The sequence below is a fragment of the Thalassobacterium sedimentorum genome (assembly GCF_031127905.1).
Lineage (GTDB): Bacteria > Verrucomicrobiota > Verrucomicrobiia > Opitutales > Coraliomargaritaceae > Thalassobacterium > Thalassobacterium sedimentorum.
The window spans coordinates 1-21,291 of record NZ_JARXIC010000029.1 but is presented as its reverse complement, the minus strand read 5'-3'; the positions used below and the strand labels follow the sequence as shown (position 1 = coordinate 21,291).

Sequence of the window (21,291 nt, the reverse complement as noted above, 5' to 3'; positions counted from 1 at the left end):
CTCGGGAAGACAGGAAACTTTTCAGAAACTGACAGCAATACTAATCGAACAGGAGTCGTCTAGGCTCCGAATTGACACAAGATACCCAGATCACGTTGCAGACTTTATCGCGGCTTACCTACAGACGCTGGACGAAGAAATACAGCCAAAATTTCTCCCACGCGTCCTGATATTTTCGAGTGAGGAAGGCTGGCGCGAGGCTTGTAATCTACAAGAACGCCACATCCTTGTTGCTGATTTCGATATCGATTCGAAACGTGGTTCACAGTTACTCCAGCTCGCCACTTCTTCGGGCCATGCAGTGATTTATTCCGGGTTCCCAGGCGGACCGCCGCATGGAAATTCATGTGAGCTGTACCCCCCGCGAGTTCATGACATGAAGGAAGCCTTGGTGAAGTCGGGATACACTGAAGAACGCGCGAGGGGACTCACCAATAAATCAGGGCGTGATTTGAACCTCTTACTTCGACTGATTCAGGGGCTCTCTGAGAGACCTGATTGGGCGACACAATCAGAAGCAGCAGACTTGGCAATCGCTCAAATGTTGGCGCAGTGGAAGGATGAAAATCCCGGTGATCAGCAGGCAATCGAAGAATTATCGGGAAACGGATATGGGGAGTGGATCGTTCGGATTCGCCAAGCAGCCAGCGCCAAGGCCGCTCCCCTTGAGTTTGCAATTGGGCGCTGGAAGTTTACATCCCGCTATGAGTCATGGCTCTACCTCGGTGGCCTGATTGGCGCAGAGGTTATTGAGCGTTTCAAGACGCTGGCCATCAAAGTGCTCTCAGAGCCCGACCCACGCCTTCAGCTTAGAAAAAATCAGCGATATGCAGCAAGTATATATGGAAAGGAGCGCGCTTACTCGTCATGCTTGCGCGAGGGCATTGCTGAGACGCTCGCGCTTCTCGGTTCACATTGTCATTCGCTCTCAGCCTGCCGAAGCGGCCTCGGTCAAGAGGTAGCGTCACTTGTCGTGCGCGAACTGCTCGCCGAAGCCGACTCGCAACGCTGGGCCAGCTTGAACGATGTCCTTCCGCTATTGGCTGAAGCTGCACCGGATGAATTCCTACGAGCCGTGGGTGGTGCGAGCGAGAAGCCCGATGAACCCTTCTCCGGGGTCTTTTCCGAAGAAGGAGACATGTTCCATGGCGGTAGCTTCATGACCGGTCTTCTCTGGGCTCTGGAATCTCTGGCTTGGAACGATGATTATCTGATTCGCGTGTGCGATATTCTCGCAAATCTGGCAGCGGTTGATCCCGGAGGAAACTACTCCAATCGCCCGGACAACTCATTGAGGGGTATCCTCCTTCCATGGTTCCCGCAAACGGTCGCGAGCACAGATCGCCGTCATGCCGCTGTGCGTTCCACCGTCCGTGAATATCCTGAAGTCGGCTGGAAGCTGATTCTGAAGCTGCTACCTGTAAACCACTCTATCGGCCATCCGACGCACCGACCTAAATGGCGTGATTACATTCCTGAAGACTGGAAAGACGGTGTGACCAATGGCCAGCGCTGGGAGGATGAGGGGTTTTATGCCGAACTAGCGCTGGATGTAGCTGGGCGTGACTCTGAAAAGCTAGCAGAATTGTTGCCATTCTATTTTCACATCCATCCCAGGCTCAGTAATTTTATGGAGAATTACCGGAATCGCCTGCTGTCGGGTGATGTTCTAAATCTGCCCGAAGAAAAGCGACTCGCGCTCTGGACCGAGATTTCGAACAAAACCTCAAATCACCGCAAGTATGCGGATAGTGACGCGTGGAAAGTGCCTGATGAGATGCTTCAACAGCTTGAGGAGGTAGCTGACCGCTTGAAACCGCAAGAGCCAGAGGTGCGGCACCGTCGTTTATTCTCTGGTCAAGATATGAATCTCTATGATGATACAGGTGATTGGGAGGAACAGCGTCAGCGGCTGCTTGAGAAACGTATTGAGGCATTAAAGGAGATTAAACAGCTTGGAGGAACGGCGGTGCTGAGAAGATTCTGGCAAGCCGTAGACTCACCAAATGAGGTCGGCAATGCCTGTGGCGCGGACGAAACTTTGGCCGATGATGCGGAATATCTGCCGGTGCTTTTAGAATCGAAGACGGACGCTGATTATCGCTTTGCTGTTGCCTACATATGGCGTCGTTTTCATAGCAAGCATTGGGAATGGATTGATGGCATGGATCGCTCTCAATGGTCTGTGACTGCCCAGGCAGAGTTTTTTGCGCAACTACCCTCCGTGCAGGAAATATGGCAGCGAGCCGAATCTGAACTAGGCACGAATAAGGTAGAATATTGGAAGCGCGCTCGTGTCCATCCAGACCGCAATCGTTTGGAAGGCTTCGAGCACGCTATTACACAGCTTATTGGGAACGGACGTTCCGATATGGCGATACAGTGTTTCTGGTTAGGTGATCTTTGGACCGGTGTCTATTTGGAGTTAGCCCTGCTAGCACTGGAAAAATTCGATCCAGAGGAAAACCGCATTGATGCACATGCGATTCAAAAGATTTTCAAGCACCTGCAGGAGGTCGAGTCTATAGATGAAAAGCGTTTGGCGACGCTAGAATGGAATTACCTTCCACTTCTTGATAAACATAGCGGAGGAGCGCGTCCGATGACTCTGTACCGTCGCTTGGCAGAACAGCCGGAATTCTTCTGCGAGGTCATTCGTGCGGTCTATCGACCTAGGCACGAGGTTGAAAGAGACGATGAAACCGAGGGGATAGAAGACCAGCCTGAGGTCGACGAAAGTAAGGCCTCAATGGCGCGGAATGCTTATACACTGCTGATGGACTGGAACTATCCGCCCGGTACGGAGCGTGGAGGCGTGTTCAGCGGTGATAAACTTAAGGCATGGCTGGCCTCGGTTAAAGAGGCATGCGTGGCATCCGGGCATTGGGAGGCTGCATCGCACCAGATCGGTGAGGTGCTTTATTATGCACCCAAAGACGGAGACGAGCTTTGGATCGACTCTGTCTGCGATCCGCTTGATTCCAAAGACGACACGGAGTTTCGCCGGGGCTTGCGCATTCGTATCTTCAACTCCAGGGGTGTCCATGGCTTTAGCGGGGGAAAAGATGAAATCAAGCTCGCCGAGAAATGGGAGAGGATCGCCTCACAGGCCGAAGCTAAAGGCTACGGGCGGCTCGGTGCTACCCTTCGCGAACTAGGCAAGACCTATCGTGAGGATGCCAAGCGCTCTATCACTGAACATCGTCACGCATTTGATTGAGGTTAAGATCGTCGTTGCCGATGACGTACACGCCTTGGTCGCCCACCACCATGATGCCGGGGGGATTCCGTTCTGGTGTGCCCCATGCCTCGCCGGTGTAAGGTTCAACATGACCGCTTCCGACCGCATCAATGACAGCGGCCAGTTTCTTTAGATCGAAGTATAGTTTCATAATAATTCCTTTCGTTGTGTGCAGACACGAAAGAGCCCCCGCATCGCTTGGATGGCAGGGGCTCTTTCGGCTACGTTGTGCTTCAGTTCTGGGTGCAGTAGGCATCAAGGACACCATGCAAGCGCATGCTGCGTTCGGGTAGCAAGTCCACGCGCCCCTTGAAAATTTCGGTCCAACAGTTGTGAAGGGGGCAAAACGGGTCGAGGGGGCAAAACGGGTCGAGGGGGCAAATCGGGTCGGGTCGTTATGTTTGCAGTCCCCGCGAGGACCTCGGATAGTACTGGGCGGGACTTCCGGGGAATCGGACTGAGTGCAAGTGACCCTGTTGCCTTCGGGGCGGTTCCTCTGGCAAGATCACTCCATGCTACCTCCGGAACCCATTCGACTGGCTCATGGCAGGCGAGTTCCGAAGCTTTCGCGCTGGCGTGGACTCGGTGCTGGGCATCGGGAGCCGGACGGGCGAGGCGGGCGAACAGACGCTCACCGAAACAGAGTTTCGAGGTACGTGGCCTTGGTTCTCAGAATCGGAGTTTCGGATCGGGGCCGCCGTAGCCTTTATGAGCGAGCCTCATGCCAATTGCGCTGTTTTTGAAATCGGCAAACTCTTCAACAAACCCACGACTGATCAAATTTACTCTAAAGTGAAGCCTGAGTAGAGTGGGGGACTGGCCGTGTTGTTTTTCTCTCCAAAGCTGATTTGATCACTTTGGCCACGAATTTCTCGTTGACCACTTTTTGAATCGCCTTCTCTTCGGCTTTTTTGATTTCGGCATCCAGCAATGGCATTGCGGCATCGACCACGGCTTTCAATAAGGCGGGCGGCAGTTTTTCCAGTTCGTAACCGCGTCCCACATGCTTCAATCGTGCTGTAATCTTGTTTTTCATGGGCTCAAGTTTACCGGTGCGCTGCTCCCTCAAATAGGGGAATTCAGGTCTCTCAAGCTCCTCTATTTTAGCCTGATGACCTTTGGTATCTTTGTTGCATCACATCAACCCAAGGAAATGAAATGAGCAGCAAGGAAGATCAAACAGAACTGGAAATGGAGAGCCACCTCCAAGCCAAAACCAACCGGCCGAGTTATTTGGCTTATCAAGTGACCCAGCTGGAGAATCGCGAAAGCAAGTCATGGACGAAAATCGGAGTCGGTTTTCTCCACCGCGATGGTGGCGGATTGAACATCCTATTGGATTGTCTGCCCAAAAACGGGCGTATCACCCTGCGGGCACGGCCTTACCGCGAAGAAGGCGAGTAGTCAGTCCGCGCGAAGGTCGTTCATATAAGCGGGAAAGCCGGCAGCGGGTTTCCCGCTTTTTTGTTTATTAGGGTTTGATCCGCGCACCTCGCTTGATGGTCGATCTCTGCTCTACGATAGATGCAGTCACTTCCAAGTGTGGCACTTTGTCGGCTACGGCTTTGGTGAATTCGGGATTCTTTTGAACCCAATTCAATACGGGAGCCCCGACCTTTTGCCCGGTTTTGAGCTTTTGCTTCAAGTGCTTTTTCTCGATGGAATCTGTAAGTCGTCTGTTCATATTGAGCCTCTTCAGGGGTTGAGTTCCGCGTCTTTCTCCATGTCGAGGTAGGTTTGTAAAAGGTGCTCGTCCTGGTCGGGCGGGGTCTTACCCGACACTTGCAAGACCTGCCTTTCAAGATTGGCGACGATTTCGTGCGCTTCGACTCCCGAGAGGTAGAAGATGACTAATTGCTCCGCGCTTGGTGCGACTCCATCGTACTTGCGTCGAAGAAAGGTATTCGAGCGTTCAAAGGTCGCCTGTATCTCGGGAGGCAAAAGCAAGGGAGGCATTTCTGTTTTTGGCGTTTCCATAATCGATGGATGAAAAGCGGTTGACCGGGCTTAACTGCCCGCCCGGCCAACCTTGTTAGTTACATTTTCAGGGCAGTCTTAGTCGCTTCTTTGCGTCCGAGGTTCAAGCGCGCTTGCTGCTTCTTGTCGTCAGGCACGTTGGCAATCTTGTTCTCAATGGACTGAGCAATCTCAGGGTTCTCTTTGAGAAACGCATTAATTGCCTCGTTTTCTTTGACCTTCTGCGTGGTATTCGCGTCGTACTTGATTGCGTCTCGTAACACAGAGCGGCGAATCAACTGATCTTTGGTTTCCGTCTTCAAGTAAGCGATCCGCTCGGGATGCTGCTTGATGTAGTGATCGATTTTAGCATCAATCTCAGGATTCCGCTTCGGACCTTTTGATTTTACCGCTTCGGACTTTTGGCTAACTCTTTTTGATAATGACATAGGATTTTCCTATTATAACCGCGCGATTTCTTTACCTGCCCGCGAGGCCGCTATTTGTTCAGCTGATGGCAGGTTTGGCAGTATGCCAAAGTCTGAGGTTCGTGTATGCATGATTACTTATCCTCAATTTTTGATACGCGGCGTGAAAGCGATTGAATCGCCTCCTCTTTTTCCGCCAACTGGGAGAGTAGGGCATCGTTCTGCTCGACCAGTGCTGCGATCAGGTTGTTTGCCTGAATGATCTTGTTTTCGAGCTCCGCTGAGAGCGGTGCCGTCTGCTTGGCCGGGTCAGCGACAGCAATGACTGGGCCTAAAGGCACCGCCGTAGGAGCGCTCGGCGAAAGGTTCCATTTCGCGGTGCGCTCCACTCGTGCAATACGGTGGCTGTCATGGCGAATGCCCGAATCCTGTGGGTCGACGTAAGGGCCGAGATGGTAGGCGTGGATCGCCTCGGGCGTGCGAATCTTCGCCATGTTGTAGGGATTCAACTCCGTCCCTGAAACCTGAATCGGTGTTGATGGGGGCGGGGGTGTTGATGCTGCTTCATCCTTGGTCTTACAGCCAGTCAAGGCCGCTGCGGTCAGGCAAAGCAGAGCAATGGCGAAGCGTTCGTTTCGTTTATCCTTCATTATTGGGGTCTTGGTTGTTCCAGATGTTCAAATTGCTGATGTTTCCGCGTGAGCCTTCCTGAACGTCGATGGTCTGGGTGACGTAGACGTAAAACTGTTTGCCTGTGGGAACGCGGATATAAAATCCATCCTGTTCGATGGCATCACGGATTTGCTGAGCGTACTCTTCGAGTATCGCGGTTGTCCCGTCCAGTGCGGCATTGCCTGCGGTGCTTTTAGCCAGCTGGACGGTGGAGCCCGTTTCGGTGATATACTCATCGTAATCTTTGATGCCTTGGGTGGCGGCGGCTAGAAAGGTGGCAGCGAAGAGCTTTATCTCGTTCCAGTTGTCGCTCTTGATCAAATAGCCTTTCAGTCCAGCGGAACCGTCGCGCAGTCCCCATAATCCGGTGTTGAAGTCGATTTCCCGATCCAATGCGATTCCCTCAAGCGTCAGCTCGGTTCCGTTCAAATAATCCTGTGTGCGCCATACGAAATTCCAGGTGCCGGAGGCGTCGATGCGATCGCGGGTGCGCCCTTCGCTGGCTTTGCCGTGCACTTCGGCCCCTGCGGGAATGATTACCTTTCCAGCATGAACGACGTCTTCGGTCACAAGGCCGATGATCGGTGTATTGATTGAGTTGCTTTCGACCGTGATGGTGAGTTCGCAGGGAACAAGGCGACCGAAAGGTGCATAGTTTGAGGAGAGATTATTTCCCTTGGATTCTTGAGAGGAAAACAGATTGAGCGGTAGGGCACCCTGCGTCTTCTTCTGTTTTTGGCGTGCCAGAAGTGGGCGCGACAGAATGGGTTCCGGAGTCTTTTCGGTCTGCTCAGGAGCTACGGGGGCGGCTTTGGCCGAGGCGATTTCTTTGGGCAACTTGAATCGCGGGATGTCGCGTTCGTAGACCTCTGGCTTATAGTCGTAAGCCTCGTCGGCCTGAGTGAAGTCGGAACTGCCCGCTTGAGCTAATGAGTTCAATACGATGGATGCGCCAATGAATACGACCAGTGCTAGCATGATCAGGGCGTTGCCGAGGGGAGATTTGATAAATGCAAACATGCTTCGGTTCTGTTTATGGAATGACTAGTTTCGCCGGATCGCTGACTTTCGAGACGATAACCTGGAACTGGTTTTTGATACTCAAATCTGCACGTTCGCCGTTGGGCTTTCCTGTAATCGCGATGTAGGCAACACTTCCCGAGTCTGGCGGAATAATGCCGGAGGCATCGGCTATCGACGGAAAGTAAAGATTTTGCCCGATACGGATGGCCACGCTCTGCGGTTGGTAGTAAATCGGATCCTTCGATGTGCTGTGCAGGTTAATTTTGAATACGAGCGTATCATACTTGTTGAAGCGAAAAATCTCGTCCACGGAGGCCGTGAAATCCTTGTATTCCGTCACCATATTGTCAGGCATCCGGTGTTCGACCCCGTCAAGCTTCCCGGGATAAGCCTCGTTGATCAGGTAATGGCTCTTCGAACGGTCCAGTAAGGAGAGCAAAGCTGTCGGACTTATTTTATGAATTTCATGCCCCCATCTGGGGCGACTTGAACCGTAGCTTGTCTCTGCATCCGCACCGAGGAGCCGCACTGTTCGGTATGGAATCGAGTCTTCTTTGTGATAGAAGTTGAAGACGTAGGTTTGCCCGTTGTGCACGACATTGACGGCGGCTTGAGCCTTTGGCAGTACGGCACGAACCGAGAAATAATAGTGTCCGTCAACATAGCTCAATAGCACCGGAGCTTTGTTGCTTGGATTGTTGCTGATGTTGGCCCCGTCAATCGATACTAGAGGACCGGGAAACGTGACCGTGGTCGGCGTGTTGCCAATTGGTATATTGTAGACCGTATTGGCATCCAAGGCGTATTCCTTGATGACTTCGGTATTATATCGGTCTTCGTTTGCCGACAGTAGCTGTGTCGCAATCAGTAGAAGAACTATGCAGAGGTGTGTGCGTCGTATCATGATCCGCTAGAGTAAAATGCTTTCTTCAAATGAAGTAACCGCCAAGGGGAAGCGTTTGTTGTCGAGCATGTTCGGGTTCCGGTGCAGAACCAGAGTGAGTGTGAATTGAGGGTCTTCGACGAAGGTCTTGCCCTCGAATGACCCAGTTCGGATGAGCTGACCTTGGACTTGAGCAAACACCTGTTCGCCCCGAGTCTGGAGTATCTTGATTTCGAAGACCTCCACCTTTTGATGGATGTTCTTCTCCCTGAACTCATGTGCGGCCTCCGAATAGAGCGCGCGTGCCTTCCGCAAAGGCTCGTCCAGATACATTTTGTCTAGTAGCTCGGGCATATCGAACCCGTTTGGGTTCTGGGACAGCAGGGCATGGGTTGACCAGAGGGCCAACTGCTCGTGTAACTGAGTCGCTTTTTCAAAATCCAACGTAGGTGCAATCGAATAGGTGCCCGCGCCATCGAGTATGATCACCCGTTCGCGGGTCCGGTAAGCGTTGATGATAAAGAAGGGCTGGACGACGACGATGCCCAGCAAAGCGATGCAGAGGAGAAACCACATCCGGGCCGCCCATGCGTTGTCGGTAAACAGTTTCAGCGGATGAAACTTGTTTTGAGCCATGCGGCCCTTTGACGGTGATTGGAGGTTGTTTGGCTCGGGGATCGAGCGATCCAATGTGTCTGTCTGTTGGGAACTCATATTGTGATCACTGCTTGAGGTGCGGTGTTGAGGGCAAATATCCGTGCGGCATGTTGATCGCCCGTAGGATCGTTCGGTGCGTTATCGGCTAGCAGGGGATTGCCGAAGTCTTGGGGGGCGGGTAATGCTTTCGCTGAGTTACCTGCAATTGCGCAAGTAGGGGAGCTGGACGTAGGATGACGATAGTAGCTTACGGCACCTGTGGTTCCGTCGTTTCCGTAAGCGGCGACCGGTTCATTGACCTGATAGCCTCCTCCGCCTCCGATGCCTTCGTATCCTCCGGTCGGAGCGGGGCCTTCAGAGCTTCCTCCGCCACTTGGTGCGGGTGCACTGCCAGCACCACCTCGTTGGCCTCCGAGTATACCCATGCTGCCTCCCATATAAGTCGCAAAAGCGGCAGCTCCCGTTGCGGCATTCGTCGCACCTTCGAGGATCGCTCCACTGGAAAAAAGAAGGAACATGATCGTCGGCGTAGCCAGCGTGCCGACGATGAGAATCAGAGCCGCGACCAGCCCCATAATCATCGATCCGAAACTCATCATGTAGAGCGCAGATCCTGTGTTGTTACCGGTGAAAGTTGATGACGTGGCGAAGTCGTTGATGAAGCTGATTGCGGCCAGATTCGTGATGGCAAATCCAATCGGCCATGCCATGACGGCCAGAATGTTGGAAATCAATTTGACCCCGATATTGCTGAGTGAAGGGAAAATGAACAGTGCCAGCCCGATCGGCAAAAAGAGGAAACCAAGCCAGGTCAGTGCATATTGCAGAATGAGAAACGGAATCTGAAACAATGCCGCGAGGGTGATGAAGAACTTTGTGGTTCCGAAGACCAAAGCGAGATAGACGGAGTTCACGATGCGATCCACTCCCCAGCCTTCGGCTTCGGGGTCTTCCTCTATCGCTTCCAGCAGTGCATCAGATACCTCAAAAGGCTCGCTGCCGAAATTAGCATTGATGGTTTCAGCGGCATGGTAGAACCCTTCATCCAGCTTTTCGAACCAGAAGGATATGGTTGCGATCAGAGCGACTATAAAGAAGCAGGTAAACACCGGTTTGATCATCGAAACCATATCGGCGTTGCTTTCCGATACTCGCATCAATCGGACGATCAAACCAGTTAGAAGAATAAAGTAGGCCACAAACATCAAAGCCCCTTGAAGGTCGATGACTGTGCTCTGGAAGTTCTCCAGAAATATGGGGCCCAACAGATTCATTTTAGCTTATTGCTGTTTTTGCAGGCTGTTGAGGTAATCACTTGTTTTCTCGGACGCTTGGGCCCGGTCTACCGCTTCCACGACGACGTTGATGCCATCGTACTTTTCCATCTGCTCACGGATATACTGTTTGCGCAGCTTCTGTAGCTCTCGGACGCGTTCTCCCGTTCCGTCACGAAGCTCTCCGAAGGCTTTACGCTGTTCCGGTGTCATGCTTTTGTGTTCCCGTATATATTTGCTGCGCTGACTTTTGTATTCGGCAGACAGCGTTTCGATTTCCTCGATGTAGGGATCTTCGATCACAACATCCTTTTTGCCCTCGACCGTGATTCGAAGGGTGCGTGCGGGTTCGCCGTTCTGCTGGATCGTGATTTCAGCTTCTTTGGAATCATCGGAGCAAGCCACGAGGGCGAGTGAGGCGATAACGAAAATTGTGCAAAGTATTTTCATAGTCAGAGGTGGGTTCAGTTGTTGGATTCGTTGTTTGAGGTGATGTCTTTTAGATAGCCCCGCAAAGAGCGGTAGGCGTTGTTCTGGTCTGTGAGCTGCGCCTTGACCGACACGGCTTGAGATTTCTCGCTTTGGTTTTCGTTGAGGTTCTTTAAAGCCGTATACTGCTGATGTTGCTTCTCCCGCTCCGAAATCAGTAACGCGATTTGTCCGTTCTGTGCATTGATGATGGCCGACAGCTTTTGGATCTCGGCATCCGTTTCGGCGGCTTCCAACTCAACCAAGGTCAGCGCCTGGTTTTCCTGCAGCTCGGCTAGACGGGCATCGATCACTTCGCTTGACTCCACGTAATTGGTGTATTGCTGATCGACGACGGCATATTTTTTAAGCGCGGCATCATCAACGGAAACGCTTTCGCCTGTGACCGTTGTTGCCTCCACTTTCTTGAACAACCCGTTGTGGGTTTCCTCTAGACTGTCCGAGCCGTCGGCTTCGCTGATGATTGTCTCCCAAGGCATGCCGTAGCTCAGGTCTTTTAAAAAGTCTTCGACAGAAAGGATCTCCAGCGAGGGCAGATCGACTAGTTCTGGATCGCCGATCCAATCTTTAATCGTGGTCTGGACGTCCAGTTGTTCTGTTATTCTTTGGTAGTTCCGATTCCACTCGCTGAGTGTTTCGGCATGCTGAGCGGCATCCTGAACTTTGGCGATTATGGTCTGCGCTGTATGCGCCGGGTCGTTCACGATCCATTGTGCTTGAGCGGAAAGCACAAAGAACAGAAGGAGCGTTGTTATTTTGAATGGCATCATGATTATCTCGCTTTCAAGTAGATGATACGGGCGTTGCGGATTTCCCCGTTGATTTCCTGTTCGGGTATTTTGATCGGGACGAAGCTTTCTGGCTCCGTTTCTGAGGCGTAGCTGTCTTCTTTCTGCCGATTCTGGGTGATCCAGTATTGTTGTTTCACGCTTTGGTTGAGGGCGGCTTCATAGCCCTCGCGATAGGCTTTTTGCTCGTTTTCTTCAGCTAGGGCATTGGCTCCCATCGCGGTCAGTGCTCCAAGAGCCGCACCTCCGGTAGTCCATGCGGCATTGCCGTCCGACGCTTCGTGCGCGACCACCGCGCCGAGCGCACTGCCGCCGATGACGGTCGCATTTTTGCCAGCTTTACTGCTGGCACAGCCGGATAGTAAGACGGCAATCAATAGCGTCGATGCAGGCAAAAGGGCTTTTCTGCCCGGGAACTTGGACTGAGGGTAAGCGATGGGTTTCATTCTAAAACAGTTTCTTTCTCCGACTGGGGCGCTTGGCCGTCCGCATTCTTGTGATAAGTCGTTGCTTGGATGTTCAGAGCCGTCCCACAGAGCGGCGGATGTGCGCCGGGCGCGTAGTAGCAGACGCTTGAAAACTTGTGCCCTTTGGATTGTTGCTCAACGAGGGGGTAATCCATGATCGCCTCCTGTACAGACGGCGGAAGTCCGGTGTCCTTGGCGATTTCATGGATGTCAGCCCGGTCCAGTTGGCGCATGAGCAAGTGTTGCTTTGAGTTGCCCATCACGACGGAACGGATTCGAGAGCTTTTAAAGCGCTCGTATTGCTGGACGATCGAACAGGTCCAGCAGGAAAATTTGCGGAGCTGCGCATAAGCTTCCGATACGGTCTTCTCTCCGCCGGGGACGTCTAGGAAGCGGGAGACTTCTTCAAAAATGATCCGCTTGCGGAGGTGCCGGGGCAGCGAGATGATATGCTGGCGGGCGAACGAAGTAATTAGGAGGCCTGCCGCGGTTCGTAGCTCGACCGCTTCATCGCCCAACTGCCCCAACTCGAAATGTGCGATCTTGTCTCTGAGGTTGATATTGGTCGTGCCGTCAAAAAGTTTCCCGTAGCTCCCCGTTGCCGTCCACGCCGACATCAGTGTCGCCAATTCGTCGATTTCCGCTTTGGGGTGATAGGAGCTGCGACCGAAACGCATCAGCTCGATCAACTGTGAGTGGATCGGATAGTCCTGTGGTTCAAAGTAAGCGAAGACCGTGTCTTTGACATAGTCGCTGGTGTCTGGGTTCTTCGCGAACTCGACGATAGTTTCTGAACCGATGGAATCGAAGAATTCCAGTGCTTCTTCATTTTCGGATTTGAGCAGCTCTTTGAAAATGCTGAATGCTTCGACAAAACTGGTCTTGGTTCTGATTTTCTTCTGCTTCCACAGATAGGTCGCACAAGCCATTTTGCGCACCTCGGGTATGCGACTCCGGTTTTTCCTGACCCAGCTTTCAAACTGGTCGCGGTAGAGTAGGTCGATGTAGTGACCGATCTGCGCTTGCCGGACTTGTTGCCTTTCCTGTGAATCAGGAACGCCGATCATGCGTGAAACCAAGGTCACGCCGGATGAGACTTGCAAGCGGGTTAGGGGCATCCCGGCCGTGTCGAGGTAGTTGATGACAAGATCGCTGTCGGGCTCGATGATGATGGGCGTCCCCCCGAGGTTGTTGGTGAAGCGTTCGTAAGAAAGACCTTCTTCGATGATGACCGAGTAGGCGAACTTGTGTGCGGTCTGGGACAGGAGGTCTTCCATGAAGACCGATTTTCCCGCGCCGCTGATTCCGAAAAGAACCGTGTGCTGCGGGGTTTCGTCCAAAAAGGTGCTGATGCCGACGAGGTTATTCTGGTTGCCGTCGTAGATGGCTTCCGCTTCGTTGAGATATCCGGTGAAGGTGGCAGAGAACGGCAGTAAATCAGCCAGATAGCCATCCTCGGCATACTCATCGCGGTGGGTGTAACTGGAACCCGTCCAGCCCGGCCATGAACTGAAGAAGAGTTTCTTACTCGATGCAAAAAGCGTGTTCTGGTATACCTCCGCGCCGTTCATCTGGCTGACGGCTTGTTTCAGTTCTGCGGTTTTGGCTCGCAACGTGTCTAGGTCTTTCGACCACGTCCGGATAATGTAGGTGACGCTGTAAGGATGCGTGTATCCTTGTGCGAGCGCATCAATCGTCTTTTCCTTCTTCTGGATTGCGGTGGCGTCGGATTGACGGCCTTTGTGGCGGTGCTCGTTCTTCAGCCGGTCGGCCTGCTTCTCCTCCTTGCGGATGACTTTCTTCACGTCCAGCGGTTTGATATTTACCGTAATCTGGTAGTCTAGCGAGGGCAGGCTCGTCAGGTTGTGGATGATGCCGGGGTAGGTCTCGCTCGGCCAACGCATGACGGTAAAGATACTGTGGTAGTAGCCGTCGAATTCCAGGGCAGCTTTGTCCGCCGGACGTAGATCACAGTGCAGGCAGTTTTCCTGTATACTGTAACGCCCATCGAAACTGCGCTCATAATCGAAGTCGAAGGTTTCCGTTAAAGACGGATTTAGAAACTTTTTGAAGTAGGTGTAGTGCGCCAGATCGTCCATCGGGAGGATGGTCGTATCCGCGCCCAGCACACTTCTGATCTGGTTATACAGTTCGCCAAAATGAGTCTTCAAGCTGTCGAGCTGAGCCTCATAGAATTTATGCAATCCCGACTTGGTTTTCACGTTGCCGGAGTATTTTTCCATCCGAGATGAAACGAAAACAACCAAGTGTTCTCGCCTCAGTTTGCGCGCAAGCATTCTCGACCAATAGCGGGAGAACCGCTCGTTGCGTATGGCCTTGGTATAATCGTCCGTGCAATGATCGCGGGTGTCCTCGTAATACTTTGTCAGTGGGTGCCGGTAGTCATTGTTGCAGGTCCATTGTACCTGCATGGATTCATATGGCCCCAGCGAATTTATCAGGTGGCGTATTTTTCGCTTGTACTCGTTCTTAATACCGATGCTGCCTCCCCGGAGATCGGGCGTTTCGATCACGAACCCTTTCGACGCGGTGCAACCTTTTTCAAGCGAGCCGAATATAAGCATTCCATCGGCAAACCAACCATTGGGGGCGTGACTAGACATGGTCCTCTTTCTGCAAACGGGGGTTGATCGGCTGATTGGCTTTGACCAACGAGAATCCCTGTGAGGAGACGTTATCGAACCAATCGCGGTCGTAACCTCTAGGCCTGTTGTGCCGGAGAGTGATCACATACAGCGTCGGGAAAACTAAGAACGGCAAGGCCGCCAATGCCGATACCAGCAAGCCCAGCTTCAAGGCGCTGAAGCAGATGGTTGCGACCGCTAATGCGGCGACCACGCCGATGATCGGATAAAGGAACAAGTTTCCCGAGAGTCCGAATGCCTGGCCCTTCGAGTCCGTCGCCGCATTCGTTCGCGTTCGCTCCAATTGTTCCATCTTCAAAGGGATTGGCTGATCGTGCTCAGGTGAAGAATCGAGAGCTTAGAATGTTGGCGTGATGACCGCGTCTCCGATGCCAGCTAAGACGAAAAATGCGGACATGATCAGTCCCGCTGCGGCAATGATAATGCCACCAAATATTGACGAGTATCCCTCGGAGTCACCGTCCGCGATTTTTCGGGCACCGCGCCATATTAAAAATATTCCGTAGACGAAACCGAAGAAAAAGATGACTCCCAAGGCGAGGGAGAACATCTCTTTCAAATCGGAAAGATTTGCTTGAGCGATGACGATAGGTGCGGTGATGGTATTCATTTTTTAATTGGGAAATCAGGTCTTATGTAATTCCAGTTTTTTTATTTAGCATAAGAATGCTTGATGTTTTGCATCGAAAATATCAGATTTAATTCGAGTCAATAACGCAGTTATGCAATGTGACTATAATGTGTATTGATTAGTATTTATACCTCATTTTGAGCCTGCATATATAACTTACTTTTAGAATGAAAATGGATACATCGAAAATAAATCATGTGTTGGGACTACGGCGGAACCTACTCTCTCGAATCAAAGGACAAGATCATGCCATCGACAGGACTTGTTCGGTATTGGAGCGTGGTGCGTTCAATCTGCCATCTACAGAAAGGCCTTTGGGATCTTTCCTTTTCGTGGGGCCGACAGGCGTGGGAAAAACGGAGCTGACCAAGTGTTTTACGAGTTATCTTTTTGACGGCGATAATCGGCTCATCCGCTTGGATATGTCGGAATATCAGAATAAGACGCAACTGGAAGTGCTCCTTGGAGACGGCAGTAACTCACAGGGGCAGTTAGGGCGTTTTTTCGATCTGAACCGGGATGAGCACGGTGAATTGAAAGGCGGCACGATCCTGCTCGATGAAATCGAGAAAGCACATCCCGATATTCTACTGATATTGCTACAGGTATTGGAAGATGGGCGACTGACCTTGCGCGATGGAACGCTGCTGAATCTGTCCAAGTTCTTTATTGTGATGACTTCAAATATTGGTGCATCCGAAGCCATGGAGATGAGAAAATCCTCGGCGGAGACGGTCGAGCGTGTCGTCTTTTCGCTCGTTAAAGAGAAGCTGAGACCGGAATTGGTCGGGCGGATCACAGAGCAGATTGTGTTCAATCGTCTGGAGTACGACGTGCAGGTTGAAATCGCCCAACTGCTTTTGGATCGTGAAATCAAGCGTCTGATGGCGAAGTTCGAGACGACGATTGCCTATGACAAAGGCGTCTTGGAACTGATTCTGGTTGAGGGCTTCGATGCCCGATTTGGTGCGCGCCCCATGCGCCGATGCATCGAACGTCTGGTCGGCGATGCCATCGTCGAGCAGATATTTAGAGAGAATAAACCGGAAGGGATTTTAACGGTGAATAGCGATGCCGGTACCTTGCATTTGCAGGAAGCCGCCGTGGTCTGAATGCCGCCCGGTCGGCGAATGTAAACCGGGCGGCACTTCGCTCAAACTAATCCCGCTTCACTGAAAGAATAGAAGCCTATCCCCTGTGGGTCTGACTTTTGATCACCGCAGATTATGTGATCAAGGAGCCTAATGTTCATCAATGATCCGCATTCGCGAAGCTGACGTGTTATGTTTATGTCCGCCCGTGAAGGTGCGGGATCTCCGCTAGGGTGGTTGTGGGCGACGGCGATACCTGTCGCGTTCGCGAGAATTGCGATTCTGAATATTTCTGCCGGATTGACTAGCGCACTTGTGGCGGTGCCCAATGAAGCCATTGCCCGCATGATCGGATGATTTTTTTGATTTAGGCAGATGACCCAGAAACTTTCTTGCATCGGATATTTATCGAAAGCTCCCGCCATATATTGGTGGATTTTGGCCGGGAAGTTCAAAGGTGCCGTAACACCTTCACTGACCAGTGAATACTGAAGTTGAGCTTCATAGATTTTCATTTGCGAACCTTTCAATTTGAAAGGTTTCCCGCCCCTCAAACCGATGAGGGTTTTAACAGGAAACCGTTCGCGGTTCCCAGTCATGTGAGGTCAAGGTGGAGGCGTAGCACTACCTTGAGCCGCATGATACGATTAGAAAAAACGGAGACAGTTCCTTTGCCCCCCTCGCGCAATGCGGAGAAAGTTTACCGTCGAGGTCGAATGGTTCTCAGGCTTGGAACAGGCATTCCAAATGGATGGAACTGCCATCGGCGGACTCGCCATAGCTTCGGGTTCTAAGTGCCCGCAAATCGGGTAATCCAGACCTCGGGTCTTTCCCTATTAGGTCGGTCATCACTGCGCTAATATTGCCTTATTCCATAAGGGGTAAGGCGTCCCCCTAGTAATGAAACGCCCAATGCGTTTCAGAACAGAAAATGAAAACGGGGAATCCCGCGAAAGTGATGCTCAGTCCGAAGGCACAGTATAACCTCAAGAATGCGAAACAGTATTTCCGTGATCACCTCCAAGTAGGTGACTACTACGCGCAGGAGCATGTGGTTCAGGGCGAATGGTTCGGTCAAGGTGCCGAAAGACTGGAGCTCCAAGGTGTCGTGAAAGAGAAGGATTTTATCGCCCTATGCGAAGGCAATCATCCTGGGACGGGTGAACGTTTGACGCTGCGAAAAAACACCACCCGCACGACCGATGGTAAAGAAACCGCCAACCGCCGTATCTTCTACGACTTTACCATCAGCCCGCCCAAAAGCGTCTCGATTGTCGGACTTTATGGAAACGAGCGAATCGTGAAAATCCACGATGAAGCGGTGCGGAAATCGATGCGAGAAATGGAACAATTCGCGCTCACCCGTGTACGCAAAATGGGGCGCTCCGACGACCGCGAAACCGGGAATGTGATTGGCGCATCGTTCCGTCATGAAACCAGCCGGGCGCTCGATCCGCATTTGCACACCCATTGCATTCTGATGAACGCTACCTTCGATCCGGTCGAGAAACGGTGGAAGGCCTTGCAGAATTTTGAGATGCTGAAGGCACAAAAATTCATCGAAAATCTTTACTATCACGAACTGGCGAAAGGGCTCAAAAAAATCGGCTATTCGATTGAGAACAACGCGCGTGATTTTGAAATCCAAGGGATTACCTCCGGACTGATCGGGAAGTTTTCCAAGCGTCATCAGCAAATCGATGACGCTGTGAAGGCGCATATTCTAGACGGAAAATCCGTCCGAAATGTGAAGGAATTCCGGGCGCAAATCGCGCACGAAAAACGAGACCGGAAAATCAAGGAATCCACGGCGGATAAACTGCGCTCCCATTGGGGCGAACAGATGACCGATGCAGAACGCGCGTCTTTGGCGACAAAAAACGCATCGAATCCGGGGGCGCGAAAGAGGCCGGATTTACGGGCAATTGTGGATTGGGCTGACGAGCACCTGTTCGAGCGCAAGTCGGTGGTTGAGGACTATCAGCTCAAGGCGGCTGCTCTGGCGCGTGGCCGGGGCGAAGATTTCATTCTTGAAAAACTGAACTTCGAAATCGAAAAGCGTCAGTACCTGAAAGACGAGCGAGGACACAAGATCACCTCACGTGCCACTCTGGGGCGCGAACTGAAAATTGTTCAGATGGCTCAAAATGGCAAAGGCAAGTATGTGCCTTTCTGTGAAAATTAGGTACTGGCGGCGCATGGGGTAACTTCACCGAGAACCGGGACTACCAATATGATCCCGAAAACAGGCGTCTCAGTTCAGAAAGTTACTACAGCGATCCCATGGTGGGCGTCTCCACCGAAGAGGACATCGACTATACCTTCGATGGCGACAATCTCGGCGTTCGAATCAAGGCGCAGATTCAAAGCGGCAATACACCATGGCAGGTCGACAATCCCGCCACGACCGGCCTCGATGCCTTTTTCCGCATCGCCGAAGAGTCGAGCGACAGCGGCCTGAGGGGCGTGATGATCGGGGGCACGACAACCGGCCCTGCGGAGTATTCGCTCTTGGTCGATGGCGAGCCTACAGGTTCCTTCCGTCCCGACCCTGAATATGGCAGCGGTAACTGGAGCTACCCGCTCCAGCTGACCTCCGGTGAAAGCCATACCGTCGAAGCCCGGGCGAAGCACCTGCACCCAGACAGTAACCACGAGGTTTCGTCTTCCTCCACGTTCACGATCAATCCGCAGACAGATGAGGTTTACACCCAATACGATTCCAGTGGAAGAACGCTGAGCCGTTCATGGGCTTGGGATTCCGGTGCCTATCAAGTTGTGCAAACGTTTCAGTGGGATGCGTCGGGCCAGCTTAAGGAAATCACCCAAACCGACAGCCGCGCTCAACCTGAATTGCCTGATTTGGTCTGGACTGCCGTCTACGATGGACTCGGGCGCCGAGTTCGCACCACTACGGATTATTCAGGAAATAGCTTAATTGGCCCAGTGACCGTTGATTGCAGCTATGATCCGCAAGTCGAGTTCCTGGAAGTCGCGATCTCAGTTGATGGCAAGAAGACTTGGAAGGTCTATGGAGCTGACTTGGACGCGAACTATGGTTCATTCCAAGGCGTAGGAGGCCTCAAGGTTCTGATCGAGGACGATACGGGAGAAGTAACGCCTCTTCTCCATGACAGCTATGGCCATGTTCTAGGCTACATGGATTCTCAGAACACGATTGTGACGGGAGATGACGCCTATGTCTGGAACCAACTGCAAATGAGCGGCTATGGCCCTCATTCCGGATACCAGCAGCCAACCGTAGAAGCGGATGTGGCGTATCGTGATGCTCTTGGTTGGCAGGGGCGTCGTTCCGACCCGACAGGATTCTATGGAATGGGTGCGAGATTGTATGATTCACGCAGTGGTCGATTCCTCAGTCCCGATCCGCTCGGGCATACCGCCTCGATGGATCTCTACTCTTACGCTGGTGGAGATCCTCTTAATTTTCTTGATCCTTCTGGGCGAGGGGCAATACGAGGTAATCCTGCGACATCAGTAAACCCACTTGGCCCAATTCGATACGATGACCTTGTTGCTGCTCAGGATCGTTTGAATCTTATGCGTGATCTGGAAATCGCGTCGGGGCTTGCTAATTTCGTGAATGAAAGCAGTCCTTTTAGGAGGTTCGGTAGCTTCAGGTGGGAAACGAGTGTAGATCAACAGTTATCTCAGGTGAATTCTGCGATCCGCTACTTAGAGCGAGGAGTTGCGGGCTTGAATTTTGGATATTGGGGAGCAGAGCTTGTATCGGATGAAAGTTATGATCGTGCAAGTGTTCAGGATTTTGATTTAGCGAATAGTTCTGATTTAGGGCACTTAGAATCCGGCAATATGCTGTTGGGAGCACGTAATTCGGCAGGACTTGAAGCTGCTTTAATGCCCTTTGAGGTGCTTACGGTGGCTAAGATATTGAAGCCAGTTCGCGGAACATCTGTAGCAGGTAATCTTTCTGTCGATGCCACTACACAACTTCGTTTGACTGCTGCTGCGGGTGATCGGAGACTATTATCTGGTGCTGCTTCACATGGCGGAAGTCTGCCTACTATTCAACCGGGGCAACGTTGGTTACGGGGAAGCCAAGGGAATGCTGCAAGAGTTCCGAATCAAATTGCGGAGAGACTTGCGGGTAGGGAATTTAGCAACTTTAACCAATTACGCGAGGCGTTTTGGAGAGAAGTGGCCGCAGATCCCGTGCTTAGTCAGCAATTTAGTTCCGCAAATTTGGCTAGGATGCAAAGGGGGAGGGCGCCGTTTGCTATTACTGAGCAACAAGTGGGTGGTCGAGCTGTCTATGAATTAGATCACTTGCAAGAGATTCAGAATGCTGGTAACGTCTACGACTTAGACAACATAATTATACGAACGCCACTTAATCACATAAAAGGGAAATAAAATGAATGCAGATCAAGAATCAAAGTTCAGGGCACTTATCGATGAACTGATGGGAATTCCCGATGAGGACCGTGAGCAAGAAATTGTTTTAGAAATAAACTCGCTATCTCCTGACCCAAACTGGAGTGATTATATATACCAATCCGATGAGTATATGAAGGAAGGTGATGTGCTCGACTTAGACCGTATTGTTGCAAAGATAAAGGAGCATAAAGTTATTCGACTTTAGTATCTTTGGTGGCTATATATTGTAGCCACAACTCTGGAAATTGCAGAAGAACCTGTTTGGGTAAGTGTGGATTTTTAGTAGCTAGGTTTTTGTCAAAAAAAATGAGGAAAAATGATCTAATTTCATTTGGATGTCTGGTCGCGGTTAGTCTCGCTTCATCTCTTACCACTGGTGTGTTCCTTTATTGCAAGCTGTTTCCTTTTGATGGCGATCCAGTAGTTTCTGGTAGTGAGCAAGGCGCTGCCTTATGCGCACTCGAAATGTGTCTGATTCTGTTTTCTACTATTTTGGTCACAGCGACTGGTTACTACCGAATATTTGATATGAAGAAAGAAATAGAGCGGACAAAGCAGTTGTTGGACTGGAGAATGCACCTCCTGCATTTGGTCACGTTCGGAATT

General features: G+C 51.7%; 25 protein-coding genes. 8 read left to right on the top strand and 17 right to left on the bottom strand.

What is annotated here, in order from left to right; translation table 11 throughout:
• The first annotated feature begins 376 nt into the window (after window positions 1-376).
• Window positions 377-3,220 (top strand): hypothetical protein, encoded by a 2,844-nt coding sequence (locus QEH59_RS14630; RefSeq protein ID WP_308986125.1) that lies wholly within the window; start codon window positions 377-379, stop codon window positions 3,218-3,220.
• Here the strand turns inward: QEH59_RS14630 and QEH59_RS14625 are convergent.
• Entirely contained in the window at window positions 3,192-3,392 is a 201-nt protein-coding gene (locus QEH59_RS14625; protein WP_308986124.1) for a hypothetical protein, read from the bottom strand. The two genes, QEH59_RS14630 and QEH59_RS14625, sit on opposite strands and share 29 nt — an antisense overlap.
• 392 nt (window positions 3,393-3,784) lie before the next feature.
• On the opposite strand from QEH59_RS14625, the gene QEH59_RS14620 reads away from it, so the two are divergent.
• Window positions 3,785-4,048 (top strand): hypothetical protein, encoded by a 264-nt coding sequence (locus tag QEH59_RS14620; protein WP_308986123.1) that lies wholly within the window; start codon window positions 3,785-3,787, stop codon window positions 4,046-4,048.
• Here the strand turns inward: QEH59_RS14620 and QEH59_RS14615 are convergent.
• Window positions 4,029-4,277 (bottom strand): hypothetical protein, encoded by a 249-nt coding sequence (locus QEH59_RS14615; protein ID WP_308986122.1) that lies wholly within the window; start codon window positions 4,275-4,277, stop codon window positions 4,029-4,031. The two genes, QEH59_RS14620 and QEH59_RS14615, sit on opposite strands and share 20 nt — an antisense overlap.
• Window positions 4,278-4,399: 122 nt before the next feature.
• Between QEH59_RS14615 and QEH59_RS14610 the strand changes: the two genes are divergently transcribed.
• Window positions 4,400-4,645 (top strand): hypothetical protein, encoded by a 246-nt coding sequence (locus tag QEH59_RS14610; protein WP_308986121.1) that lies wholly within the window; start codon window positions 4,400-4,402, stop codon window positions 4,643-4,645.
• Between the two features lie 67 nt (window positions 4,646-4,712).
• On the opposite strand, the gene QEH59_RS14605 is transcribed toward QEH59_RS14610, so the two are convergent.
• From QEH59_RS14605 to QEH59_RS14540, 14 genes are all read right to left on the bottom strand, one after another.
• Window positions 4,713-4,925: a hypothetical protein gene (locus tag QEH59_RS14605; protein WP_308986120.1), complete on the bottom strand. Its 213-nt coding sequence runs from the start codon at window positions 4,923-4,925 to the stop codon at window positions 4,713-4,715.
• Between the two features lie 11 nt (window positions 4,926-4,936).
• Window positions 4,937-5,218, bottom strand: a complete 282-nt coding sequence (locus QEH59_RS14600; RefSeq protein WP_308986119.1) for a hypothetical protein — start codon at window positions 5,216-5,218, stop codon at window positions 4,937-4,939.
• 59 nt (window positions 5,219-5,277) lie between these two features.
• Complete coding sequence (locus QEH59_RS14595) at window positions 5,278-5,646, bottom strand: hypothetical protein (RefSeq protein ID WP_308986118.1); 369 nt, start codon at window positions 5,644-5,646, stop codon at window positions 5,278-5,280.
• Between the two features lie 113 nt (window positions 5,647-5,759).
• Window positions 5,760-6,275: a hypothetical protein gene (locus QEH59_RS14590; protein WP_308986117.1), complete on the bottom strand. Its 516-nt coding sequence runs from the start codon at window positions 6,273-6,275 to the stop codon at window positions 5,760-5,762.
• Complete coding sequence (locus QEH59_RS14585) at window positions 6,265-7,317, bottom strand: TrbI/VirB10 family protein (protein ID WP_308986116.1); 1,053 nt, start codon at window positions 7,315-7,317, stop codon at window positions 6,265-6,267. Before QEH59_RS14585 ends, QEH59_RS14590 begins: the two co-directional genes overlap by 11 nt.
• Window positions 7,318-7,330: 13 nt before the next feature.
• The gene (locus QEH59_RS14580; protein WP_308986115.1) at window positions 7,331-8,224 is read right to left on the bottom strand and encodes a hypothetical protein; all 894 of its coding nucleotides are present in this window, start codon (window positions 8,222-8,224) and stop codon (window positions 7,331-7,333) included.
• Between the two features lie 6 nt (window positions 8,225-8,230).
• A complete protein-coding gene (locus QEH59_RS14575; protein ID WP_308986114.1) occupies window positions 8,231-8,917 on the bottom strand; it encodes a hypothetical protein in 687 nt (228 codons plus the stop codon).
• Window positions 8,914-10,134, bottom strand: a complete 1,221-nt coding sequence (locus QEH59_RS14570) for a hypothetical protein (protein WP_308986113.1) — start codon at window positions 10,132-10,134, stop codon at window positions 8,914-8,916. The genes QEH59_RS14575 and QEH59_RS14570 overlap by 4 nt, the downstream gene beginning before the upstream one ends.
• A 6-nt stretch (window positions 10,135-10,140) precedes the next feature.
• Entirely contained in the window at window positions 10,141-10,584 is a 444-nt protein-coding gene (locus QEH59_RS14565; RefSeq protein ID WP_308986112.1) for a hypothetical protein, read from the bottom strand.
• A 14-nt stretch (window positions 10,585-10,598) separates the two neighbouring features.
• On the bottom strand, window positions 10,599-11,393 hold the full coding sequence (locus QEH59_RS14560) for a DUF4141 domain-containing protein (RefSeq protein ID WP_308986111.1): 795 nt from the start codon (window positions 11,391-11,393) through the stop codon (window positions 10,599-10,601).
• 2 nt (window positions 11,394-11,395) lie between these two features.
• Entirely contained in the window at window positions 11,396-11,806 is a 411-nt protein-coding gene (locus QEH59_RS14555; RefSeq protein ID WP_308986110.1) for a hypothetical protein, read from the bottom strand.
• Window positions 11,807-11,853: 47 nt separating this feature from the next.
• Window positions 11,854-14,502, bottom strand: coding sequence for a VirB4 family type IV secretion system protein (locus QEH59_RS14550; RefSeq protein WP_308986109.1), 2,649 nt, complete (start codon window positions 14,500-14,502; stop codon window positions 11,854-11,856).
• Window positions 14,495-14,836: a hypothetical protein gene (locus QEH59_RS14545; protein ID WP_308986108.1), complete on the bottom strand. Its 342-nt coding sequence runs from the start codon at window positions 14,834-14,836 to the stop codon at window positions 14,495-14,497. Before QEH59_RS14545 ends, QEH59_RS14550 begins: the two co-directional genes overlap by 8 nt.
• A 45-nt stretch (window positions 14,837-14,881) precedes the next feature.
• Window positions 14,882-15,154, bottom strand: coding sequence for a hypothetical protein (locus QEH59_RS14540; protein ID WP_308986107.1), 273 nt, complete (start codon window positions 15,152-15,154; stop codon window positions 14,882-14,884).
• A 188-nt stretch (window positions 15,155-15,342) separates the two neighbouring features.
• Here QEH59_RS14540 and QEH59_RS14535 point away from each other — a divergent pair, with 188 nt between their 5' ends.
• A complete protein-coding gene (locus QEH59_RS14535) occupies window positions 15,343-16,287 on the top strand; it encodes an AAA family ATPase (protein WP_308986106.1) in 945 nt (314 codons plus the stop codon).
• A gap of 41 nt (window positions 16,288-16,328) precedes the next feature.
• On the opposite strand, the gene QEH59_RS14530 is transcribed toward QEH59_RS14535, so the two are convergent.
• A complete protein-coding gene (locus QEH59_RS14530; RefSeq protein ID WP_308986105.1) occupies window positions 16,329-16,781 on the bottom strand; it encodes a JAB domain-containing protein in 453 nt (150 codons plus the stop codon).
• 416 nt (window positions 16,782-17,197) lie between these two features.
• Here QEH59_RS14530 and mobF point away from each other — a divergent pair, with 416 nt between their 5' ends.
• From mobF to QEH59_RS14510, 4 genes are all read left to right on the top strand, one after another.
• Window positions 17,198-18,451, top strand: coding sequence for a MobF family relaxase (mobF, locus tag QEH59_RS14525; protein WP_308986104.1), 1,254 nt, complete (start codon window positions 17,198-17,200; stop codon window positions 18,449-18,451).
• Between the two features lie 98 nt (window positions 18,452-18,549).
• Entirely contained in the window at window positions 18,550-20,661 is a 2,112-nt protein-coding gene (locus tag QEH59_RS14520) for an RHS repeat-associated core domain-containing protein (protein WP_308986103.1), read from the top strand.
• Window position 20,662: 1 nt separating this feature from the next.
• A complete protein-coding gene (locus QEH59_RS14515) occupies window positions 20,663-20,890 on the top strand; it encodes a hypothetical protein (protein WP_308986102.1) in 228 nt (75 codons plus the stop codon).
• Between the two features lie 173 nt (window positions 20,891-21,063).
• A partial coding sequence (locus QEH59_RS14510; protein WP_308986101.1) for a hypothetical protein occupies window positions 21,064-21,291 on the top strand: 228 nt, incomplete at its 3' end.

Coding starts and splice junctions, on each gene's coding strand:
- QEH59_RS14630 (WP_308986125.1), top strand. CDS start 377: ATGAAGGAAGCCTTGGTGAAGTCGGGATACACTGAAGAACGCGCGAGG.
- mobF (WP_308986104.1), top strand. CDS start 17,198: ATGAAAACGGGGAATCCCGCGAAAGTGATGCTCAGTCCGAAGGCACAG.
- QEH59_RS14595 (WP_308986118.1), bottom strand. CDS start 5,646: ATGTCATTATCAAAAAGAGTTAGCCAAAAGTCCGAAGCGGTAAAATCA.
- QEH59_RS14540 (WP_308986107.1), bottom strand. CDS start 15,154: ATGAATACCATCACCGCACCTATCGTCATCGCTCAAGCAAATCTTTCC.
- QEH59_RS14605 (WP_308986120.1), bottom strand. CDS start 4,925: ATGAACAGACGACTTACAGATTCCATCGAGAAAAAGCACTTGAAGCAA.
- QEH59_RS14530 (WP_308986105.1), bottom strand. CDS start 16,781: ATGAAAATCTATGAAGCTCAACTTCAGTATTCACTGGTCAGTGAAGGT.
- QEH59_RS14620 (WP_308986123.1), top strand. CDS start 3,785: ATGGCAGGCGAGTTCCGAAGCTTTCGCGCTGGCGTGGACTCGGTGCTG.
- QEH59_RS14515 (WP_308986102.1), top strand. CDS start 20,663: ATGAATGCAGATCAAGAATCAAAGTTCAGGGCACTTATCGATGAACTG.
- QEH59_RS14560 (WP_308986111.1), bottom strand. CDS start 11,393: ATGATGCCATTCAAAATAACAACGCTCCTTCTGTTCTTTGTGCTTTCC.
- QEH59_RS14565 (WP_308986112.1), bottom strand. CDS start 10,584: ATGAAAATACTTTGCACAATTTTCGTTATCGCCTCACTCGCCCTCGTG.
- QEH59_RS14615 (WP_308986122.1), bottom strand. CDS start 4,277: ATGAAAAACAAGATTACAGCACGATTGAAGCATGTGGGACGCGGTTAC.
- QEH59_RS14570 (WP_308986113.1), bottom strand. CDS start 10,134: ATGAATCTGTTGGGCCCCATATTTCTGGAGAACTTCCAGAGCACAGTC.
- QEH59_RS14550 (WP_308986109.1), bottom strand. CDS start 14,502: ATGTCTAGTCACGCCCCCAATGGTTGGTTTGCCGATGGAATGCTTATA.
- QEH59_RS14520 (WP_308986103.1), top strand. CDS start 18,550: ATGGTGGGCGTCTCCACCGAAGAGGACATCGACTATACCTTCGATGGC.
- QEH59_RS14625 (WP_308986124.1), bottom strand. CDS start 3,392: ATGAAACTATACTTCGATCTAAAGAAACTGGCCGCTGTCATTGATGCG.
- QEH59_RS14580 (WP_308986115.1), bottom strand. CDS start 8,224: ATGATACGACGCACACACCTCTGCATAGTTCTTCTACTGATTGCGACA.
- QEH59_RS14575 (WP_308986114.1), bottom strand. CDS start 8,917: ATGAGTTCCCAACAGACAGACACATTGGATCGCTCGATCCCCGAGCCA.
- QEH59_RS14600 (WP_308986119.1), bottom strand. CDS start 5,218: ATGGAAACGCCAAAAACAGAAATGCCTCCCTTGCTTTTGCCTCCCGAG.
- QEH59_RS14610 (WP_308986121.1), top strand. CDS start 4,400: ATGAGCAGCAAGGAAGATCAAACAGAACTGGAAATGGAGAGCCACCTC.
- QEH59_RS14535 (WP_308986106.1), top strand. CDS start 15,343: ATGAAAATGGATACATCGAAAATAAATCATGTGTTGGGACTACGGCGG.
- QEH59_RS14590 (WP_308986117.1), bottom strand. CDS start 6,275: ATGAAGGATAAACGAAACGAACGCTTCGCCATTGCTCTGCTTTGCCTG.
- QEH59_RS14585 (WP_308986116.1), bottom strand. CDS start 7,317: ATGTTTGCATTTATCAAATCTCCCCTCGGCAACGCCCTGATCATGCTA.
- QEH59_RS14545 (WP_308986108.1), bottom strand. CDS start 14,836: ATGGAACAATTGGAGCGAACGCGAACGAATGCGGCGACGGACTCGAAG.